Source organism: Mycolicibacterium iranicum (assembly GCF_002101705.1).
Classification (GTDB): domain Bacteria; phylum Actinomycetota; class Actinomycetes; order Mycobacteriales; family Mycobacteriaceae; genus Mycobacterium; species Mycobacterium iranicum.
In genome coordinates this window covers 80,293-97,439 of sequence record NZ_LQPC01000065.1, presented here as the reverse complement: position 1 = coordinate 97,439, position 17,147 = coordinate 80,293, and the positions used below count along the sequence as shown (strand labels likewise).

Here is a 17,147-nt window from a genome sequence, read left to right as displayed (position 1 = left end):
CTCAGGATCTGCTGAATTAGCCATGGGCGAGCACGTTACCGATCGGCAGTACTGTCGATCGCGCAGTGCTCACTCGATCGCTGCTCGCCGGCGATGCGCTTCAAGGCGGTCTCAGTTGCCTGGGTCAACTCCGACGGAACACCGAGATCGGCGAGATACTGTGCAGTGTCGTGCATTTCGTGTGAACGACGCTCGGCGTGGGTGCGGGTACCGGTGAGCAGCCGATCGACGACTGCGTGACCGTCGCCCGCCAGCTGCGCGGCGATCTGGTCGCGAATCCACTGTTCGTATCCGGCGGCGGCCCCTGCGGTCACCGCCTCGGTGACCACGCCGGCAAGACCCTTCATCAGCACGCTGCGCAACAGCTTGTGGGCCATCGCCGAACCTGGTGCGCCATCGACGGTTTCGTTCGGTGCGCCCCACTCGTCGGCCAACTGCGAGATCAGTGAGCTACCGGCGCCTGCCAGCATCAGGGGTGTCTTGGCGCCGTGCCACGAGACCGGCCCCAGGATGGCGACATCGCAGAACCTTGCCCCTGCACGTTCTGTCAGTTCGCCGACCTCCCGCATCGTCGACGGTGACGAGGAGGTGAAGTCTGCGTAGCAGCATCCCGGCTTGAGGGCCGTGAGTACCGACTCGGCCACGGGCCGTGACACTTTGGCCGCCGTGAGGACGAGTATGACGTCGGCGCCGTCAGCGGCCTCGGCGGCAGTTGCGGTGCGGCTCACTCCCGAAGGCGTCTCCGTCGGTCCGGGATCGAATCCCACCACGGCGTGCCCGTTGTGCACCAGGGCCGCAGCGTACTTGCCGCCCGCCTCGCCCAGCCCGATGACTGCGCACCGCAAAGACGTACTTCCCGCGTCTGACATCAGCGTCCGGCCTTGATGTCGGCGCGGCGCGCGGTCTCGTCCGCGAACTTCGCTTCGGCGGCGATCAGCACTCGCTCGGCGTCGGCCTGCGGCACGACGACCACGCCGTCTGAATCACCGAGGACCACATCGCCCGGCGCTACCGCGACTCCACCGACGGCCACGGTCGTGCCGAGCTTGCCGGGGCCGTGCTTGAACGGTCCGGCGGGTGTCACAGCGCGCGCGAACACGGGCATCGCGATCTCGCCGAGGACCTCCGCGTCGCGGATCGCGCCATCCACCACGAATCCCGCAAGCCCATTTACCTTGGCGCGCTCGCCCATCAGCTCGCCGAGCAGTGCCCGGCTTTCGTCGCTTTCACCGTTGACCACGAGAACGTCCCCGGGCGCTGCGAGGCGCAGCGCCTCGTGCAGAACCTTGTTATCACCGGCACGCGTCCACACGGTGTAGGCCCGGCCGGCCAGGGTGGCGCCGGACCAGACCGGCTTGATGCGGGAATCCATGGCGCCCAACCGATCCATCGCATCGGCCACGTTGGCCGTCGGCAGCTTTGCGTAGCGGGCGATCAGATCCGTTGCCAGATCGGCGGTATTCGTTGTCATCAGCTGTGCTCCTGGGTGACTGCCGGCATGAGTTCCTTGTAGGTGGTTTCCTGCTCGGTCCACAGCTGCTCGTACTGCTGCGGGTCGAGGTAGCGCGTCTCCAGACCCAGGTCGGTCATCTTGGTCTGTACTTCTTCGTTCTCGATCGCCGACTTCAGCGCGGATTGCAGCTTCTCCGCGACAGGCTGGGGCAGCCCTGCCGGTGCCGAATATCCCCGCGCGGTGGTGGAGATGACGTCAAAGCCGGACTCCTGGAACGTGGGAACGTCGGGCAGGAACGTGCTGCGCTGTGAGTCCATCACTCCCAGGACGCGGATCTTGTTCTGCTTGACCAAATCGATCACGTCGCTGGTGCTGCCGACATAGACGGGCACGTGGTTCCCGAGAAATGCTGCGACAGCCTGTGACTGGCCCTCGGAGAAGTGGACGGGCGACAGATCGGCGCCGGTTACCTCCTTGATCTGTGCCAGGGCGAAATGCTCACCGGTCTGGATTCCGGTGGTGGTGGCGGTGATGCTGCCCGGTTGTGATTTCGCTGCGTCGACCAGCGCCTTGAGGTCGGTGTAGGGGCTGTTCGGCGCGACGCCGATGACAGCAGGATCGACGACCTGCATGCCGAGCGGTTCGAAGCTGGCGCGGGTGTACTGAGCGCCTCGGGCGGGATCCAACGGTGAGACCACCACCGACGGTGAGCCCGTCGCGCCGATGGTGTAACCGTCGGGCTTGGCGCTCGTCAGCTCCGTGTATCCGATCTGGCCGCCGGCACCGGGACGGTTGACGACCTCGACGTTGGTACCGAGGTTCTCCTCGAGTTGGGGCGCGACCAGGCGCGCTGCGGTGTCGACGGCACCGCCAGGGGCGAATGCCACGACCAGTTCGATGGGCTTGTTGCCCGGGAATTCTCCTCCGGCACCGCCACCCTCGGATGTCGGCCGGCCACAGCCGGACAGCGCCAGTGAGGCGACGACAGCGGCGCTGACGGCGATGCGTAAATACCTGCGGGACATGGGTTCTCCTTGGTGAGTGGGTCAGATCGAAAGGTCGTTCTAGGTTTCGGGGTCGTCTTGCAGCATCGTGGGTTTGCGGAGCTTGAGCAGCGGGCTGAGCACGATCACGGCGGCGACGACGAGCAGGACCGCACTGATCGGACGGGTCAGGAACACGGTGGGGTCTCCGAGTGAAAGCTCCAGCGATTCGCGCAGCGAGCGTTCCATCAGCGGACCGAGGACGAGCGTCAGCACCAACGGCGCCAACGGAATGTCGAGACGGCGCATGGCTAGGCCGAGGAGGCCGGCGCCGATCATCACGAAGACGTCGAAGACCGTGAAGTTGATCGTGTAAGAGCCGACGACGAGGAACAGCAGGATGATGGCCGCGAGTACGGGGTAGGGGATCCGCAGAATGGATGTCCACAGCTTCACCAGCGGCACGTTGAGAGCCAGCAGGATGACGTTGCCGATGAAGAGGCTGGCGATGATGGCCCAGGCGACCGTGGCGTCTTCGGCGAACAGCGTGGGTCCGGGGGTCAGGCCTTGCTGCAGGAATGCACCCATGAGCACGGCGATGGTGGGCGACGCGGGGATGCCGAGGGTGAACAGCGGGATGAGTGCGCCGTTGGCGTGTGCGTTGTTGGCTGTCTCGGGTCCGGCGACACCTTCGATCGCGCCCTTGCCGAGCTGGTCTCGATGGCGCGAGAAGCGTTTCTCCGCGCCGTAGGCCAGCAGCGAGGACACCGAACCCGTCATACCGGGGATCAATCCGAGTGCCGAGCCGATGACGGTTCCGCGGCCGATGGACGGTGTGCTGCGGCGGAAGTCCTCGCGAGTCGGCATGAGGGACTTGAAGCTGGGGGCTTTGGCCGCTGCGATTTTGTGTCGTCCCGCGATCAGAAGCTCGGACAGACCGAACAGCCCGACCACGATGGCGACGAAACTGACTCCGTCCAGCAGTCTTTCGGATCCGAAGGTGAATCGTGGGGCACCTGCCACGGGGTCGATGCCGATCATGGCGATCAGCAGGCCGATGACCCCCGAGATCAGGGCGCGGATCATCGATTTGCCCGACAGTGCAACGAGTAGCGACAGTCCGACCATGACCAGAGCGAAGAATTCCGGCGGGCCGATCTGGAGTCCGAGAGACCCGAGTGGCTTGGCGGCGATGACGAGCAGGATGGTCGCCGCCGTTCCGCCGACGAAGGATCCGATCGCGGCGATGGTCAACGCCGACCCGGCGCGGCCCTGCTTGGTCATCTCATAGCCGTCGATGGCCGTAATGGCCGACGCCGCTTCTCCCGGGGTGTTGAGCAGGACGCTGGTGATGGTTCCGCCATACGTGGTGCCATAGAAGATGGCTGCCAGCATGATGATGGCGCTTGCGGGATTGAGGTTCATCGTCAGCGGCACCAGCAGCGCGACACCGGCGACGGGTCCGATGCCGGGCAGCACGCCGATCAACGTGCCGAGCAGGCAGCCGATCAGTGCAAAGGCCAAGTTTTCCAGCGTCAGGGCCTCGGCAAAACCGTTGGCCAGATCGAGAAGAACATTCATGGTCTACAGCCCCACCCCGGACAAGAACGGCAGCGACGACAGCGGCAGTTGCACTGCCAGGACGCGATCGAACAGGACGAAGACCCCGAAACTGCCCACCGCGGCGACCGCCGCTGCAATCCACCAGCGCTGACGGCCCAGGACGAGGAGTTCCGCGAAGAGGAAGACCGCCATGGAGATCTGGAAGCCCAGGAACGGCATCGCGATGGCCAGCGCGATGAGACCGCCGACGACGCCGATGACGTAGATGCGGTCGAGCGGTTCGGCGGCCGCCTCGTCGTCGACCGCCCCTCGGCGGCGTTCGACGACAGTCTGTATTGCCCAGATCGCCGTCAGCATGAACAGTGCCGCGCCGAGGATCAGCGGAAGCAGGCCTGGTCCGGGACCGAGTGTGGTCCACAGCCCCAGGGAGACGGACTCGACAGCGACGTAAAGACCCACTGCAGCCAGTCCCAACTGGCCGAGGGGGACGAGTGCGCGTTGCGTCAACGAGCCCGGCGCAGATGCTGGGGGCGGCGTTTCATATTCGCGGCTTGTCATCGAGGTACCTCTGTAATCTCATACTGTGATAGTCACTATCACTTGATGTAGTAATGGTGGTCACAGCGATGTGCGAATGTCAAGCGTCCAATGTGGTAGGCGCCACAGTTGCAGGTCAGCGCGCCGAAGCAAGCAATTACTCGCTTGCTGGGCGCAAAGGCGCGGGCAATGCCGGCCGTGCTGACGAGACGTCAGCTGGAGACCGGGATGCGACTGCCTAAATTTGTTGCAGCCCAACGAACTTCGGTGACAAGGCGAGAAATCTGGGGCTCGGTCAAAGTGTCGGCCGGCCCAGTGACGCCCAGAACGGCGGCCAGCTTCCCGTCGGAAGATCGCACGGGTGCAGCGACCGAGGCGATTCCGTAGCTGCGCTCGCTGATCGAGATCGCGTGCCCTTCGGTACGAATCGTGTCCAGCTGGGCGAGCAGGTCTGCCCTCGCCACCGAAGCGCCGGACGCGAGCTTGATGGAATCCCCACCCGGCAGAGCCGCCTCGAGTTCGTCGGCGCCCATTTCGGCGAGCATGACCTTGCCCGCACCACCGAGGTGGAGCGGAAGTCGCTCGCCGACCGGCAGCACATAGCTGAGCGGATTCGAGCTCTCCACGCGCCCGATGAGGACACGCGAATTCTCGACCCGTACGTAGAGCGATGCGGTGTAGCCGGTGCTGCTGGCCAGCTGCTGCAAGGTCGTCTGCGCCAACAGGCTGAGCGGATTGGACACCATGAACGCATGGGCGACGGCCAGCGCCGCGGGACCCGCCGTGTAGCCGTCGGCGGTCCGAGCGGCGTAGCCGCGGTCGAGCAGGACGTTGACGATTCGTTGGGCGGTGGCGATGTGAAGGCCGCTGCTGCGCGCGATCTCACTGAGCCGGATGGGTTGCTTGGCGTCCTGCAGAACCGCCAGCACGTCGAACGCGCGATCCAGTGAACGCATGTTGCTACTCGGGGCGGTCATGGACTGTCTCCGCGGGGCTCGTGGGGTGATCGAGATTATCACTCTACGAGAGTCACTCGGGCGATGGTCGTTTGTTCCGTTCACCGCGTGTTCACTGCTCGCCGCGGACTCTCTGGTTAGAACGGGTGGGCCAAGGGGAACCCGGAATCAAGGTCGGGCCGAGTTCTCAAGTGCCACCGGCAGTTCGGTCCGTTGCCCAAAACCGTTCCAGAAAGGTTTGATCATGAATCGCTTGATATTCGCGGCCGGTGCATGCTCGGCCGCCCTGGCTGCGTCAGTCACTTTCTCCGGCGCTGCATTTGCCGACCCTGAAGAGCCCGCTCCCGCAGTGGACGGCACCGCCTCCCAAGGGCCGAGCGCGGCGGCAGAGATCGCGCGTCTGCAGAGCGAAGGAAAGTCCGTGCAGGTCGTCGGTAACGACGGCGCTGCTCCATTGGAAAGCTGCGACGTCGCCAAGACCACTGAGGGCGAGGTAGCCAACACCGTGATGGTCGAGGTCACCTGCCCCATCACCGACTTCTGATCGCACGTCCGGCGCGGCGCGAGGGTGTCAGCCCTGGCGCCGCGTCGTCGTTTCAAGCTTGGCGTTTCGAGCTTTACGAAGCGGGCATCCCTCGCGACACCAGCGGGATGGGAGGAACGGCATGACCGAACCAAGATCCGAGCCGTCGACCGGTGAGCTGATCAGTCAGCTCACCGAGCAGACATCGCGGCTCATCCGGGATGAACTGCGGTTGGCACAGAAAGAGATTCAACAGTCAGCCAAGCACGCTGGCATCGGCGCGGGATTGGTAGGCGCGGCGGGCCTGCTCGGGGTGATCGGGCTGCTGACGCTCGTCGCGGCCGCCGTCGCCGCACTGGCTCTCGTGCTTCCGGTGTGGGCGGCAGCAGTGCTGGTCGCGGTGGTGCTGTTCGCCGCCGCGGGAGTGGCCGCCCTCCTCGGCAAGAAGCAGGCCGAGCAGGTCCCACCGCCGACAGCCGAATCGGTCGAGAGCGTGAAGGCCGACATCGTTGAGATCAAGGAGGCACGCCATGGCGCCAGAACCTGAGCCCCGCCCCGACGCCGACATCGACGAGTTGAAAGCCGACATCGAGCAGACAAGGACCGAACTCGGCGAGACCGTCGGTGCCCTGACAGACAAGCTCGACGTCAAAGGCCGCGCCGAGGACGCGATCCACGATGCCAAGGACGCCGTTGTACAGCGCAGTCACAACGCGGTAGACACCGTGAAACAGCGACCTGCAGTCCCGGTGGCGCTACTGGTCGGGGTAGTGCTGGGCGTCGGGCTGATCATCTGGCAGCGGCGACGCCGCTGAACTAATCGCGATCCGGTTCGGCGAGTTCGGGTGAAATCTCTCGCGTGGCCATCCCGCCGTCTCGCCCATGGTCGGCCGGGCCGGGAGGCTCGTGATCGGGATCCTCGGCAGAATCCTCGCGTGCATGCCTGTCCATAGTCGCGGGGGTACCCCACCGGGTCAGCTGTCACACCGGCCACGCGTACGCTGCACGTCGTGATCGAGATCTCCCTGAGCGAGATGCGCAACTGGTTCGGTTTCGGTGTGGCGGGCAATTTCGCCGGCCACCTCGAACAGGCAGGAGAGGCGGTCGATTTCGTCAATGTCGCCAGCGAGGGGGCCGCACCGAAAGGCATCTTCCCCTGGTACGCCCCCGGGTCGGACACCTTCCTTGGCGAGTTTCCGCTGTCCAACGACGCCATCGTGCTTCCCGGCGAGAGTGACGGTCCCCTCAACCTGCAGATCGAGCCGGAGGTGGGCTTGGCGTGCCGCGTGGTGTGGGAAGGCGACACCGTCGTGACCCTTCAGCCTTTCGCGCTCGGCGCTTTCAACGACTGCTCGATCCGGCGCCCCGGTGCGCCCAAGATCAGCGTCAAGAAGAACTGGGGACCGGAGTCCAAGGGCGTCTCGAGCCAGTTTTTCGACATCAGTGACCTGACCCCGGATGGTCCCACCGCGACTCTGCGGCTGGTCTGCTACCTCAACAGCGGCGGCGAAACTCATGAGTACGGCGTCGACAGCCCCCTGATCGGCTACTCGTATTACGGCGAGGTGCTGCTGGACTGGATCGTGGAGCGACTGGCCAACCAGAAGGGCTCACCGGACACGCCCCTCGAGGACGTCGGCGCGTTGATGGTCGCCAGCGGGCACCCGGAGAACGTGCTGATCGGTATCGGCGCGACGCGGTACACCCCGCTGGGCGAATCCACGTTCCTCAAACAGGGCGACGAGGCGATCGTGCGGGTCTACGACACCGCCTCCGACGCGTCGGCGGAGTTGCGTCAGAGCGTCCGGTAGGCCGGCGACGTCGGCGCCGCCGGGCCGGCCCCTATCACGGGAGCTACTGCCCGAAGACGGGCCGAGGCGCCGGAGGGTCGGCGAGAATTGCTGGGAGAACGAATGTTTCGATGTAGCGGCGTGCTGTGTCCGGGTTCTGGATCTCCGGAATGACACCGAGCAGCATCGTCAACGACGTCGTGATGATGAACTGTGCGACATCCCCGGCGTCCAATCCAGGGCGAAGCTGCTGACCCGCAGCGTCGTCGACCATCGCGCCGACGAGTTGCTCGACGAGGTCAGGCAGCGACGCAGCGTCGGCGACGAGGTGAGCTACCGAACCGTCGTCGGTCTGCTCCGAGAGCGTCTGCAGTAACGGGTCGTCGACCAGTTCGGTGGCGACTATGACCAGGCTCTCCACCAGAATGTCAGCCAGACAGGCACTTTCGGGAAGTCGCGCGGTGATCTCCACCTGATGTTTGCGTGTCTTGCGCGCGACCAGAGCTTCAAGCAGATGTTGGCGACTGGGAAAGTGCCGGTACATGGCTGCGCGCGAATAGCCGGCCTCGCGGGCGATGAGCTCCATCGTGGAGGCTTGAAAGCCGCGCTCCAGGATGAGCCGCTCCGCGGCATCCATCAGGACAGTCTTCGCCTGTTCCGAGGTGTTGCCACCGCCTGCGGGCCGTCCGCGGGGGCGCCGCTGTGGTGTTCGCGCCGAATTACGTTCTGCCATCGCGTCCCTCAGTATGCCCGGTCAGCGCGCTGGCACCCCTTGTATTCCGCGATTGTGAGGCCTATAAATACACATACTCGACTTGATGTCTATTTTCTGTGTGGTGACACGCAGCGAAGGGGGAACGTGATGGCTCGGCGATGGACCGTCCTGCTGGGGATCAGTGCCGCCGCCGCCGCGATGACGGGGGTGCTGGTGATGAGCTCCCCGAGCGCGGCTGCTGCCCCCGGCGAATCCAGCGCCACGTCGACATCGAAGAAGGACGACCGGGGCGACGTCGGCGTCTCGCCGAAGCCGAAGGACGACACCGGATCCGATGATGACAAAGTTGACAAGGACGCCAAGGGTGCCGACGAGGCTGACCTCGGGGCCGCAGCTGACAGGGCCGACACGGACCAACCTCGGCGCAAGAAGCACGAGGCGAAGGACGAGCCCGCCGACGAGATCAAGGATGCCGCCGTCGCCGATACCGCGGTCGACGAGGACCGGAACAACGCCGGCGTACAGAGCGGTCCTACCGATGCAAGCGAGCGCCCCTCTACTCGGGGCCGACCAGACATCAACGCGGACTTGCTTTCTCACCCGGACGATGACCGATCCATGTCCGCTCGTACCGCGTCGGTTCAGGTCGACGAAGGGGTCGAGCAGACTCCCACGCGCGCGCCGTCGCTCATCAATGTCGTCGGTTCGGTGGTGCTCAACGTCCTCGTCGGGTTGATCCACGTCGTCGACGGACCACCCGTTCTGCCGCCGAACAGCACCGTCACCGTGCGTACCTCGTCGCTGGATCTCCCGATCGGGGCGGGCCGATCAGTCCAAGCGGACTGGTACTTCCCCGAGGACGCCGACGAGTCCACCCGCTTGGTCTACCTGCAGCACGGATTCCTCGCCAGCGGACCGATGTACAGCTACACGGCCGCGCGCCTCGCGGAACGCACCAACGCCATCGTCGTCGCGCCGTCGCTGACATCCAACTTCTTCGCTCCGGACGCGGCATGGGTCGGTGGTTCGACGATGCACCGTGCCGTCGCCGCTCTCTTCGTCGGTGACCGCGCAGCACTTCACGAAAGCGCAAGCCTTGCAGCGGGTTACGCAATTGACCTACCGACAAAGTTCGTCCTCGTCGGCCACTCGGCAGGCGGGTCCATGGTCACCAGCGTCGCCGGTTTTATGGCCGACAACGGCGCAATCAGCGATCTCGCGGGGGTGGTCATGCTCGACGGCGTGGAGCCTGCAGGGTCACGGCTGGTCAGCCAGGCATTGGCCAAACTTCGCGGCGACAACGACCGGCCGATCTATCTGATCTCCTCAGAGCGCTACTTCTGGAGCCGCGGCGGCGATATGGCCGACAAAATGCAGCTCGCCCGGCCTGATCGCTTCAACGGTGTCGGCCTCGCCGGAGGCCTGCACATCGACTACATGGAGGGGGGCAACCGGCTCGTGCAGTTCGCCCAGTACCTCGTCGGTGGGTTCTCGTTGTCGCGCAACATAGATGCGGCCGAGGACATCACCGCCGGCTGGGTCGACGATCTGTTCTCGGGAACCACTGCTCGCGGGATCTACGGGGAACCAGGCGAGGTCATCCCCGTCGCGACGCCGTCCGGGACCGCCACCGCCGTGGTCCTGCCGCTGGGGAATCCAGCACGCCCGGTCTGGCCGCCGCTTCTCGACGCATTCCTCACCGCGATCTTCGACTTCGGCGGCCGTTACCTCTTCGTCTACGAGCCGCTTCGTGGATTTGAGCTCCTGCCAACCGGGTGACCGGGTTGGGTGCTAGCCACCATTGGCTAACTCCTCGGAGTCGGGTGGAATTTTCTTCAGTACTCCAGACATTCCACTTGATAACGCCGCCGGAGCGGCCCCGACTGAGGAGAAGTTCATGTCCGATCGCCGTTCTGTCCGACGTACTCTGATCATGGCTGGTGTGGGCGGTGTTGCCGCTGCGGGCCTGCTCGGCCCGGGTGCCGCCAGCGCCCAGGCCGCCGAGTCCTGTTCCGACGTGGAAGTGGTGTTCGCGCGCGGCACGGCCGAACCCGCGGGGCTCGGCCTCGTCGGGCAAGCATTCGTCGACGACCTGCAGAACGCCCTCGGTGGCCGTACCGTCAGCGTGTACGCCGTGAATTACCCTGCCTCATACGACTTTCTGCAATCCGCTCCGGCCGGTGCCGACGATGCCAGCGCACACATTCAGGCCACCGCGGCCGCATGCCCCGACACCAGCATCGTGGTCGGTGGGTACTCGCAGGGTGCTGCAGTTGTGGACTTGATCACTGCAGATCCCGGCGCCGCCTTTGGATTCGGCCGCCCCATGCCGCCGGCGGTTGCCGGCCATGTCGACGCAGTCGCGGTCTTCGGCAATCCGTCCAACAAGATCGGCCGGCCGCTCACCGCCATCAGTCCGCTCTACGGGTCCAAGACGATCGACCTGTGCAACGGTGCCGACCCGGTGTGTTCTGCCGGCGACGACCGGCCGGCACACAGCCAGTACGTGCAGGCAGGCTTCGCGCAGCAGGCGGCGAACTTTGTGGCAGGCAAGATCCCCGCGCAAAGCCCATCAGAGGTGATCCGTAACACGTCGGCCGAGGTCGGCTGACGCGAATCACCGCCCGCGGGATCGCCACCGTGCGACAGTGCCCACGTGGCGCAACGCGTGGCGGTGATCGGCGCCGGGCCCGGAGGACTCATCTCGGCTCGGTGGCTGTTGAGCCGGGGTTTCGAACCGACGCTTTTCGAGCAGGCACCGACGCTGGGCGGCCAATGGACGGGTTTGCAGGATATCAGCGGGGTCTGGCCCGGGATGCACACCAACACCAGCCGCATCCTGACGGCCTTCAGCGACCTCGCTCACGACGATAACCGCACGTTCCTGCCGAACGAAGACGTGTTGGACTATCTGCGGCGGTACGCCGCGATGTTCGATCTCGAACGTCGAATTCGACTGTCCACCAGAGTTACCCGTATCAGTCGCCAGGGAACGCATTGGGCTGTCGAGTGCGAAGGCGCGACCGAGCTCTTCGACAAGGTGGTGGTGGCCAGTGGCCGATTTCATGCGCCGGTCGTGCCTGACGTGCCCGGGCTCGACACGTTCACCGGGTCCCACGGTGTCGCCACGACCTTCCAGTTCCGTGGCGCCGACAGCTACCGAGACAAGCGCGTACTGGTCGCGGGTGCCGCGGTGAGCGCACTGGAGATCGCGTCGGAACTGGCCCACAGTGGTGCGGCCCGAGTTGTCGTCACGCAACGCAGGCAGCGGTACGTGCTGCCGAAGTTCGCCGCGGGCGTGCCTTCGGATCACCGGATTTTCACCAGGTACGGCGTGCTGGCCAACAAGGTGCTGCCGCCGGCTGAGGTTGATCGACAGCTGCGTGAGATCGTCGTCGAGGCGGGCGGCAGCCCCGAACAATACGGAGCGCCGTACCCCGGCCCGTCCCTGTTCGCCGCGGGAGTGACGCTGAGCCAGCAGTACCTGCCGCTGGTCGCCGAGGGCCGGATCATGGTCCGGCCCTGGGTCCACTCGGTGTCGGGGCACGATGTCGTGTTCAGCGACGGCAGCACCGAGCCGTTCGACGCGATCGTGTTCGGCACCGGCTTCCGGCTCGACCTTCCGTTCCTCAGCGTCGACATCGCCAGGACGGTCGACGTCGACGCGGTCCATCTCGACGCCGACCGCTACACATTCCATCCCGACCTTCCCGGGCTCGCCTTCGTCGGGATGTGGGATCAGTCGGGCGGGTACTTCGTACCGCTTGAACTGCAGGCGCGCTGGATCGCATACACATGGGGTGGCGCGATACCGGCGCCCGACCCGTCACACCAGCGCGATGCCGTCGAGGCCTATCGCATGCGCCGCGGGATGCCTCAGAAGACGCGAATGAATCTGGCGGCGTTGACATTCGCGCGGGCTGCCGGATGCGAGCCACACCTCGATGCGTGGCCGGACCTTCGCCGCGCCCTTCTGTTCGGCCCCCTTGCTCCCAGCAGCTTCCGGCTGGAGGGCCCCGATGCGCTTCCCGAAGCCGCTGAGATGTTCGCCCGTGATGCAGCAGCGTTCGGCGCGATCACCTCGAACCAGATGACACCGCGAGAACAGGGGTACTGGGAGCAGGTGAGTCGATGACATTCACGACCTTTGCCAGCCGCGGTCGGTCAATTCAGTTTTGCTCAAAATTTGCGGCTTGGATTAGCATCACTGATGTGACGGGCCAGCTCGACTCCGGCCAACTGGCCGCGCTTTCGGCGGTGGTCGAGTCCGGCAGCTTCGATGCCGCCGCCGAGCGCCTGCACGTGACCCCGTCGGCGATCAGTCAGCGCATCAAGGCCCTCGAACAGCGGGTCGGCCAGGTTCTGGTGCTGCGTGAGAAGCCCTGTGTCGCGACCGCGGCGGGTGCACCCCTACTGCGGTTGGCGGCGCAGATGGCACTTCTGGAATCGGAAGCGCTGGCCGAGATGCGAGGTGGCACCTCGGAATCGCCCCGGGTGGCTCTGGCCGTCAATGCCGATTCGATGGCCACGTGGTTCACCGAGGTGTTCGAGCGGCTGCCCCACGTCCTGTTCGATGTCCGCATCGAGGATCAGGACCACTCCGCGCGGCTGCTGCGCGAAGGCGTCGTGATGGGAGCCGTCACCACCGAACGCAGACCGGTCGGCGGGTGTCGCGTCAAGCCGCTGGGCGTGATGCGCTACCTGCCCGTGGCCACACCCGCGTTCGCCGAACGCTTCCTGCCCGACGGCTTCACCCGCGAGGCCGCGGCCCGGGCTCCGTCGCTGGCGTGGAACAGAGCCGATGCATTGCAGGACCAGTTGCTACGCAAGGTATTTCGGACAGACGTCCGACGGCCTATCCACTACATCCCGACCGCGGCGGGCTTCGGCGCAGCGGTGCACGCCGGCCTGGGCTGGGGCATGTACCCGATCTCGCTGATCGACAAATCATTCGTCCCGATTTCCGACCACCACCTGGATGTGCCCCTGTACTGGCAGTGCTGGAAGCTCGACAGCGCCACCGTCACCGAGGTGACCGACGCCGTCGAATCCGCGGCCGCGGGCCTGCTCCGCGGACCGTGACGACCGCCAGGGACAATCGCTGTTATGGGCACGCCGGTCAGGGTCAGGATCCTCGGCGTCGGCATGGGTCCGCAGCACGTCACCCCCGAGGTTGCCGACGCCCTGCGCACCGTCGACTACGTACTCGCCGCCGAGAAGTCCGATGACGACCGGCTGCTCGCGGTGCGCAGGCAGATCCTGCAGGCCCATCCCGGCCGGAACGGGCCCGCCGAACTCGTCCAGCTGCCCGACCCCCGACGCGACCGCTCGGCCGGACTCACCACCGCCGGATACGAATCCGCGGTATCCGACTGGCATGACGCCCGGGCGGCCCAGTACGCGGACGTGCTTGCAGACCGGGGCGGGACGGCCGCGTTCCTGGTGTGGGGCGATCCGTCGCTGTACGACTCGACGATCCGCATCGTCGACAAGGTGAGGACCCTGCTGGCGCCGCGATCTGTTGACCTCGACTACGACGTGCTGGCGGGCATCAGTGCACCGCAGCTGCTGGCCGCCCGGCACCGCATCGTGCTGCACGACGTCGGCAAGCCTGTGCACGTCACGACGGGGCGCCGGCTGCAGGGAGCCGTCGCGGCGGGCCAGGACAACATCGTCGCGATGCTCAACCCGCCACCGGAGCGCATCGATTTCAGCGGTCTGCAGGACTGGACCATCTGGTGGGGCGCCAACCTCGGTGCCGCGGGCGAGCGATTGCTCAGCGGACGGCTGGGCGACACATTGCCCGCCATCGCCCAGGCGCGCGCCGATGCGCAAGCGCGCGACGGCTGGGTCATGGATGTTTTCCTCGTGAGGGCGAACCGATGACGGGGCTGCTGATCGCCGGCACCACCAGTGATGCCGGCAAGACCACGGTCACTGCGGGTCTGTGCCGGGCGTTGGCGCGACGCGGTCTCAAGGTCGCGCCGTACAAGGCGCAGAACATGTCGAACAATTCGATGGTGTGCCGCGGCCCCGACGGTATCGGTGTGGAAATCGGCCGCGCCCAATGGGTTCAGGCGCTCGCCGCGCGGGCGATCCCGGAACCGGCGATGAATCCCGTCCTCCTCAAACCCGGTAGCGATCAGCGCAGCCACGTCGTCCTGATGGGACGGCCGTGGGGCCATGTGTCGTCGTCGGATTGGCTGGAGGGCCGCCGCGCGCTGGCCGAAGCCGCTCACAGCGCGTTCGACGATCTCACGGCGCGATACGACATCGTCATTGCCGAGGGCGCGGGAAGCCCCACCGAGATCAACCTTCGCGCAGGCGATTACGTCAACCTAGGGCTGGCTCGCCATGCCGGTCTCGCGACCCTCGTCGTGGGTGACATCGACCGCGGCGGCGTCTTCGCCGCGTTCTTCGGCACTGTCGCGCTGCTCTCGCCGGAAGATCAGGCGCTGGTCGCCGGTTTCATCGTGAACAAGTTCCGCGGAAACCTCGAGCTACTGACGCCGGGTCTGCGTGACCTCGAACGTCTGAGCGGCAGAAAGGTTTACGGAACCCTGCCCTGGCATCCCGATGTGTGGCTCGATTCCGAGGACGCGCTCGATCTGCAGGGCCGCCGAGCCACGCAGAATGGCGCTCGTCGCGTCGCCGTGGTGCGGCTTCCGCGCATCAGCAACTTCACCGACGTCGACGCGCTCGGCCTGGAACCCGACCTCGACGTCGTCTTCGCCTCGCACCCGAGCGCGCTGGCAGACGCCGACCTGCTGGTGCTGCCCGGCACGCGGGCCACGATCTCCGACCTGGCATGGTTACGGTCGCGAGGACTGGACCGCGCCGTACTCGCACACGCCGCGGCAGGAAAGCCGGTGCTCGGCATCTGCGGTGGCTTCCAGATGCTCGGCCGGGTCATCCGTGACCCGCACGGTGTCGAGGGTGCGCCGTCCGAAGTCGACGGACTCGGATTGCTGGACGTCGAAACGGATTTCGTTGCGGAGAAGAGCCTTCGGCTTCCTGAGGGGAGTTGGCGCGGCACGACTGCCGCCGGGTACGAGATCCACCACGGCCGCGTCACCGTGCACGACGGGGAGCAGTTCCTCGGCGGGGCGCGATCGGGTCAGGTGTTCGGCACGATGTGGCACGGCGCTCTGGAGGGTGACGAGCTTCGGTCCCACTTCCTGTGTGAAACCCTCGGTCTGGCGCCGTCAGCTGTCTCGTTCGCAGAAGCCAGGGAGAACCGCCTCGACCTTCTCGGGGACCTCGTCGAGCAGAGCCTCGACGTCGGCGCGCTTCTCGAAATCGCCGAACATGGTGCGCCAGAGAATCTTCCGTTCCTCCCGCCGGGTGCGCCGTGACGAAGATCCTGCTTCTCGGCGGCACCGCCGAGGCCCGTGCACTGGCCGAGGTCCTCATCACCGACGGCCTCGACGTGACGTCGTCGCTGGCCGGCCGGATCGCCGACCCGCGTCTGCCCGTTGGGGACGTGCGCATCGGCGGTTTCGGCGGGATCGAGGGTCTGCGAATGGAACTGGCGGATTACGCCGCAGTCGTCGACGCGACGCATCCGTTCGCCAGGAACATCTCCGCCAACGCCGTCGCCGCCTGCACCGCCGACGGCGTACCGCTGCTGCGGCTGGAACGGCCCGGTTGGGCCGCGCGCGCCAGCACGTCGTGGCACTGGGTGGACAGTCACGACGACGCCGCTGCCACCGCCGCAAAGCTCGGCAGACGGCCCTTTCTGACCGTGGGACGTCAAGAAATGGACCGGTTCATCCCCGACCTGCGCCACCACTCAGTGCTGGCGAGGGTCGTGCAGACGCCGGAGACGCCGCTGCCGGCGACGTGGCGATTGCTGACCAGTCGCGGACCGTATGCGCTGCCGGACGAACTGCACCTGATGCGTGACCACCACACCGATGTGCTCATCACGAAAGACTCTGGCGGCGAACACACCTGGCCCAAGATGGCGGCCGCCGAATCGTTGGGCGTGCCCGTCGTCGTCGTGCGGCGCCCGGCCCGCGCGCCAGGTGTTCCGACCGTCCACGATGTCACAGAGGCGGCAGCCTGGGTGCACGACCTGGCCCGGGTGTCCGAGTGAAGATCCTCGTCACCGGCGGCGTCCGCTCCGGTAAATCCCGGCACGCCGAGCAGCTGCTCGACAACGCAGCACACGTCACCTATGCCGCGCCGGGCCGGCCCGCCGACGGCAGCGATCCGGACTGGGACGCGCGTGTCGCCCACCACCGGTCGCGTCGACCTGCGCACTGGCACACCGTAGAGACCACCGACGTCGCCGCCGCCGTGCGAGACGCGCGCGGTGCCGTGCTCGTCGACTGTCTCGGCACATGGCTCACCGCCGTCCTGGACGAACGCGCGCTGTGGGAGGCCGACGCAGGAATCGCCTCCGGTGAGGTCGAGAAGGGGACTGCAGCGCTGTGCGATGCGCTATCCGGCGCACGGGACGTCGTCGTCGTGACCAACGAAGTGGGTTTGGGTGTGGTGCCGTCGCATCGGTCCGGCGTACTGTTCCGCGACCTGCTCGGCACCGTCAACCAGCGGGTCGCTGCCGTGTGCGAGGACGTCCATCTCGTGATCGCGGGCCGGGTGCTCATCCTCTGATGGCGTGC

Annotated in this window: 20 protein-coding genes; 12 read left to right on the top strand and 8 right to left on the bottom strand. The window is 66.2% G+C overall.

What is annotated here, in order from left to right; genetic code table 11:
- Positions 1 to 35: 35 nt before the first annotated feature.
- The 6 genes from AWC12_RS27675 to AWC12_RS27650 all read right to left on the bottom strand — a co-directional run bounded on the left by AWC12_RS27675 (position 36) and on the right by AWC12_RS27650 (position 5,513).
- Positions 36 to 869, bottom strand: coding sequence for an NAD(P)-dependent oxidoreductase (locus AWC12_RS27675; protein WP_051226676.1), 834 nt, complete (start codon positions 867 to 869; stop codon positions 36 to 38).
- Positions 869 to 1,471, bottom strand: a complete 603-nt coding sequence (locus AWC12_RS27670) for an RraA family protein (protein WP_024446679.1) — start codon at positions 1,469 to 1,471, stop codon at positions 869 to 871. Before AWC12_RS27670 ends, AWC12_RS27675 begins: the two co-directional genes overlap by 1 nt.
- Positions 1,471 to 2,478, bottom strand: coding sequence for a tripartite tricarboxylate transporter substrate binding protein (locus AWC12_RS27665; protein ID WP_085178133.1), 1,008 nt, complete (start codon positions 2,476 to 2,478; stop codon positions 1,471 to 1,473). The genes AWC12_RS27670 and AWC12_RS27665 overlap by 1 nt, the downstream gene beginning before the upstream one ends.
- A 39-nt stretch (positions 2,479 to 2,517) precedes the next feature.
- Entirely contained in the window at positions 2,518 to 4,017 is a 1,500-nt protein-coding gene (locus tag AWC12_RS27660) for a tripartite tricarboxylate transporter permease (protein WP_085178132.1), read from the bottom strand.
- 3 nt (positions 4,018 to 4,020) lie between these two features.
- Positions 4,021 to 4,557, bottom strand: coding sequence for a tripartite tricarboxylate transporter TctB family protein (locus AWC12_RS27655; protein WP_024446682.1), 537 nt, complete (start codon positions 4,555 to 4,557; stop codon positions 4,021 to 4,023).
- Between the two features lie 191 nt (positions 4,558 to 4,748).
- Positions 4,749 to 5,513, bottom strand: a complete 765-nt coding sequence (locus AWC12_RS27650) for an IclR family transcriptional regulator (RefSeq protein WP_024446683.1) — start codon at positions 5,511 to 5,513, stop codon at positions 4,749 to 4,751.
- Between the two features lie 223 nt (positions 5,514 to 5,736).
- Here AWC12_RS27650 and AWC12_RS27645 point away from each other — a divergent pair, with 223 nt between their 5' ends.
- The 3 genes from AWC12_RS27645 to AWC12_RS27635 all read left to right on the top strand — a co-directional run bounded on the left by AWC12_RS27645 (position 5,737) and on the right by AWC12_RS27635 (position 6,830).
- Complete coding sequence (locus AWC12_RS27645) at positions 5,737 to 6,036, top strand: hypothetical protein (protein ID WP_051226680.1); 300 nt, start codon at positions 5,737 to 5,739, stop codon at positions 6,034 to 6,036.
- 121 nt (positions 6,037 to 6,157) lie between these two features.
- Entirely contained in the window at positions 6,158 to 6,562 is a 405-nt protein-coding gene (locus AWC12_RS27640) for a phage holin family protein (protein ID WP_024446685.1), read from the top strand.
- Positions 6,546 to 6,830 carry a DUF3618 domain-containing protein gene (locus tag AWC12_RS27635; protein ID WP_024446686.1) on the top strand — a complete coding sequence of 95 codons (285 nt, stop codon included), beginning with the start codon at positions 6,546 to 6,548 and terminating at the stop codon, positions 6,828 to 6,830. The genes AWC12_RS27640 and AWC12_RS27635 overlap by 17 nt, the downstream gene beginning before the upstream one ends.
- A 1-nt stretch (position 6,831) precedes the next feature.
- Here AWC12_RS27635 and AWC12_RS31950 read toward each other — a convergent pair whose 3' ends face one another.
- Complete coding sequence (locus AWC12_RS31950) at positions 6,832 to 6,966, bottom strand: hypothetical protein (protein WP_268743633.1); 135 nt, start codon at positions 6,964 to 6,966, stop codon at positions 6,832 to 6,834.
- 59 nt (positions 6,967 to 7,025) lie between these two features.
- Here AWC12_RS31950 and AWC12_RS27630 point away from each other — a divergent pair, with 59 nt between their 5' ends.
- Complete coding sequence (locus AWC12_RS27630; RefSeq protein ID WP_024446687.1) at positions 7,026 to 7,826, top strand: DUF5718 family protein; 801 nt, start codon at positions 7,026 to 7,028, stop codon at positions 7,824 to 7,826.
- 43 nt (positions 7,827 to 7,869) lie between these two features.
- Here the strand turns inward: AWC12_RS27630 and AWC12_RS27625 are convergent, their stop codons facing one another.
- The gene (locus AWC12_RS27625) at positions 7,870 to 8,442 is read right to left on the bottom strand and encodes a TetR/AcrR family transcriptional regulator (RefSeq protein ID WP_234814184.1); all 573 of its coding nucleotides are present in this window, start codon (positions 8,440 to 8,442) and stop codon (positions 7,870 to 7,872) included.
- 225 nt (positions 8,443 to 8,667) lie between these two features.
- Here AWC12_RS27625 and AWC12_RS27620 point away from each other — a divergent pair, with 225 nt between their 5' ends.
- From AWC12_RS27620 to AWC12_RS27585, 8 genes are all read left to right on the top strand, one after another.
- On the top strand, positions 8,668 to 10,299 hold the full coding sequence (locus AWC12_RS27620; protein WP_024446689.1) for an alpha/beta hydrolase: 1,632 nt from the start codon (positions 8,668 to 8,670) through the stop codon (positions 10,297 to 10,299).
- Between the two features lie 118 nt (positions 10,300 to 10,417).
- Positions 10,418 to 11,131, top strand: a complete 714-nt coding sequence (locus AWC12_RS27615; protein WP_024446690.1) for a cutinase family protein — start codon at positions 10,418 to 10,420, stop codon at positions 11,129 to 11,131.
- Positions 11,132 to 11,176: 45 nt separating this feature from the next.
- Positions 11,177 to 12,655, top strand: a complete 1,479-nt coding sequence (locus AWC12_RS27610; protein ID WP_085178131.1) for a flavin-containing monooxygenase — start codon at positions 11,177 to 11,179, stop codon at positions 12,653 to 12,655.
- 77 nt (positions 12,656 to 12,732) lie between these two features.
- Complete coding sequence (locus AWC12_RS27605; protein ID WP_234814183.1) at positions 12,733 to 13,602, top strand: LysR family transcriptional regulator ArgP; 870 nt, start codon at positions 12,733 to 12,735, stop codon at positions 13,600 to 13,602.
- Positions 13,603 to 13,626: 24 nt separating this feature from the next.
- The gene (gene cobF / locus AWC12_RS27600; protein ID WP_024446695.1) at positions 13,627 to 14,406 is read left to right on the top strand and encodes a precorrin-6A synthase (deacetylating); all 780 of its coding nucleotides are present in this window, start codon (positions 13,627 to 13,629) and stop codon (positions 14,404 to 14,406) included.
- A complete protein-coding gene (locus AWC12_RS27595) occupies positions 14,403 to 15,875 on the top strand; it encodes a cobyric acid synthase (protein WP_036465063.1) in 1,473 nt (490 codons plus the stop codon). The genes cobF and AWC12_RS27595 overlap by 4 nt, the downstream gene beginning before the upstream one ends.
- A complete protein-coding gene (locus AWC12_RS27590; protein ID WP_085178129.1) occupies positions 15,872 to 16,618 on the top strand; it encodes a cobalt-precorrin-6A reductase in 747 nt (248 codons plus the stop codon). Before AWC12_RS27595 ends, AWC12_RS27590 begins: the two co-directional genes overlap by 4 nt.
- Complete coding sequence (locus tag AWC12_RS27585; RefSeq protein WP_085178128.1) at positions 16,615 to 17,139, top strand: bifunctional adenosylcobinamide kinase/adenosylcobinamide-phosphate guanylyltransferase; 525 nt, start codon at positions 16,615 to 16,617, stop codon at positions 17,137 to 17,139. Before AWC12_RS27590 ends, AWC12_RS27585 begins: the two co-directional genes overlap by 4 nt.
- The last annotated feature ends 8 nt before the right edge of the window (positions 17,140 to 17,147 follow it).

Bases quoted from the DNA above. Each gene is read 5' to 3' on its own strand.
- AWC12_RS27675 (WP_051226676.1), bottom strand. From the start codon at position 869: ATGTCAGACGCGGGAAGTACGTCTTTGCGGTGCGCAGTCATCGGGCTG.
- AWC12_RS27670 (WP_024446679.1), bottom strand. From the start codon at position 1,471: ATGACAACGAATACCGCCGATCTGGCAACGGATCTGATCGCCCGCTAC.
- AWC12_RS27665 (WP_085178133.1), bottom strand. From the start codon at position 2,478: ATGTCCCGCAGGTATTTACGCATCGCCGTCAGCGCCGCTGTCGTCGCC.
- AWC12_RS27660 (WP_085178132.1), bottom strand. From the start codon at position 4,017: ATGAATGTTCTTCTCGATCTGGCCAACGGTTTTGCCGAGGCCCTGACG.
- AWC12_RS27655 (WP_024446682.1), bottom strand. From the start codon at position 4,557: ATGACAAGCCGCGAATATGAAACGCCGCCCCCAGCATCTGCGCCGGGC.
- AWC12_RS27650 (WP_024446683.1), bottom strand. From the start codon at position 5,513: ATGACCGCCCCGAGTAGCAACATGCGTTCACTGGATCGCGCGTTCGAC.
- AWC12_RS27645 (WP_051226680.1), top strand. From the start codon at position 5,737: ATGAATCGCTTGATATTCGCGGCCGGTGCATGCTCGGCCGCCCTGGCT.
- AWC12_RS27640 (WP_024446685.1), top strand. From the start codon at position 6,158: ATGACCGAACCAAGATCCGAGCCGTCGACCGGTGAGCTGATCAGTCAG.
- AWC12_RS27635 (WP_024446686.1), top strand. From the start codon at position 6,546: ATGGCGCCAGAACCTGAGCCCCGCCCCGACGCCGACATCGACGAGTTG.
- AWC12_RS31950 (WP_268743633.1), bottom strand. From the start codon at position 6,966: ATGGACAGGCATGCACGCGAGGATTCTGCCGAGGATCCCGATCACGAG.
- AWC12_RS27625 (WP_234814184.1), bottom strand. From the start codon at position 8,442: ATGGATGCCGCGGAGCGGCTCATCCTGGAGCGCGGCTTTCAAGCCTCC.
- AWC12_RS27620 (WP_024446689.1), top strand. From the start codon at position 8,668: ATGGCTCGGCGATGGACCGTCCTGCTGGGGATCAGTGCCGCCGCCGCC.
- AWC12_RS27615 (WP_024446690.1), top strand. From the start codon at position 10,418: ATGTCCGATCGCCGTTCTGTCCGACGTACTCTGATCATGGCTGGTGTG.
- cobF (WP_024446695.1), top strand. From the start codon at position 13,627: ATGGGCACGCCGGTCAGGGTCAGGATCCTCGGCGTCGGCATGGGTCCG.
- AWC12_RS27595 (WP_036465063.1), top strand. From the start codon at position 14,403: ATGACGGGGCTGCTGATCGCCGGCACCACCAGTGATGCCGGCAAGACC.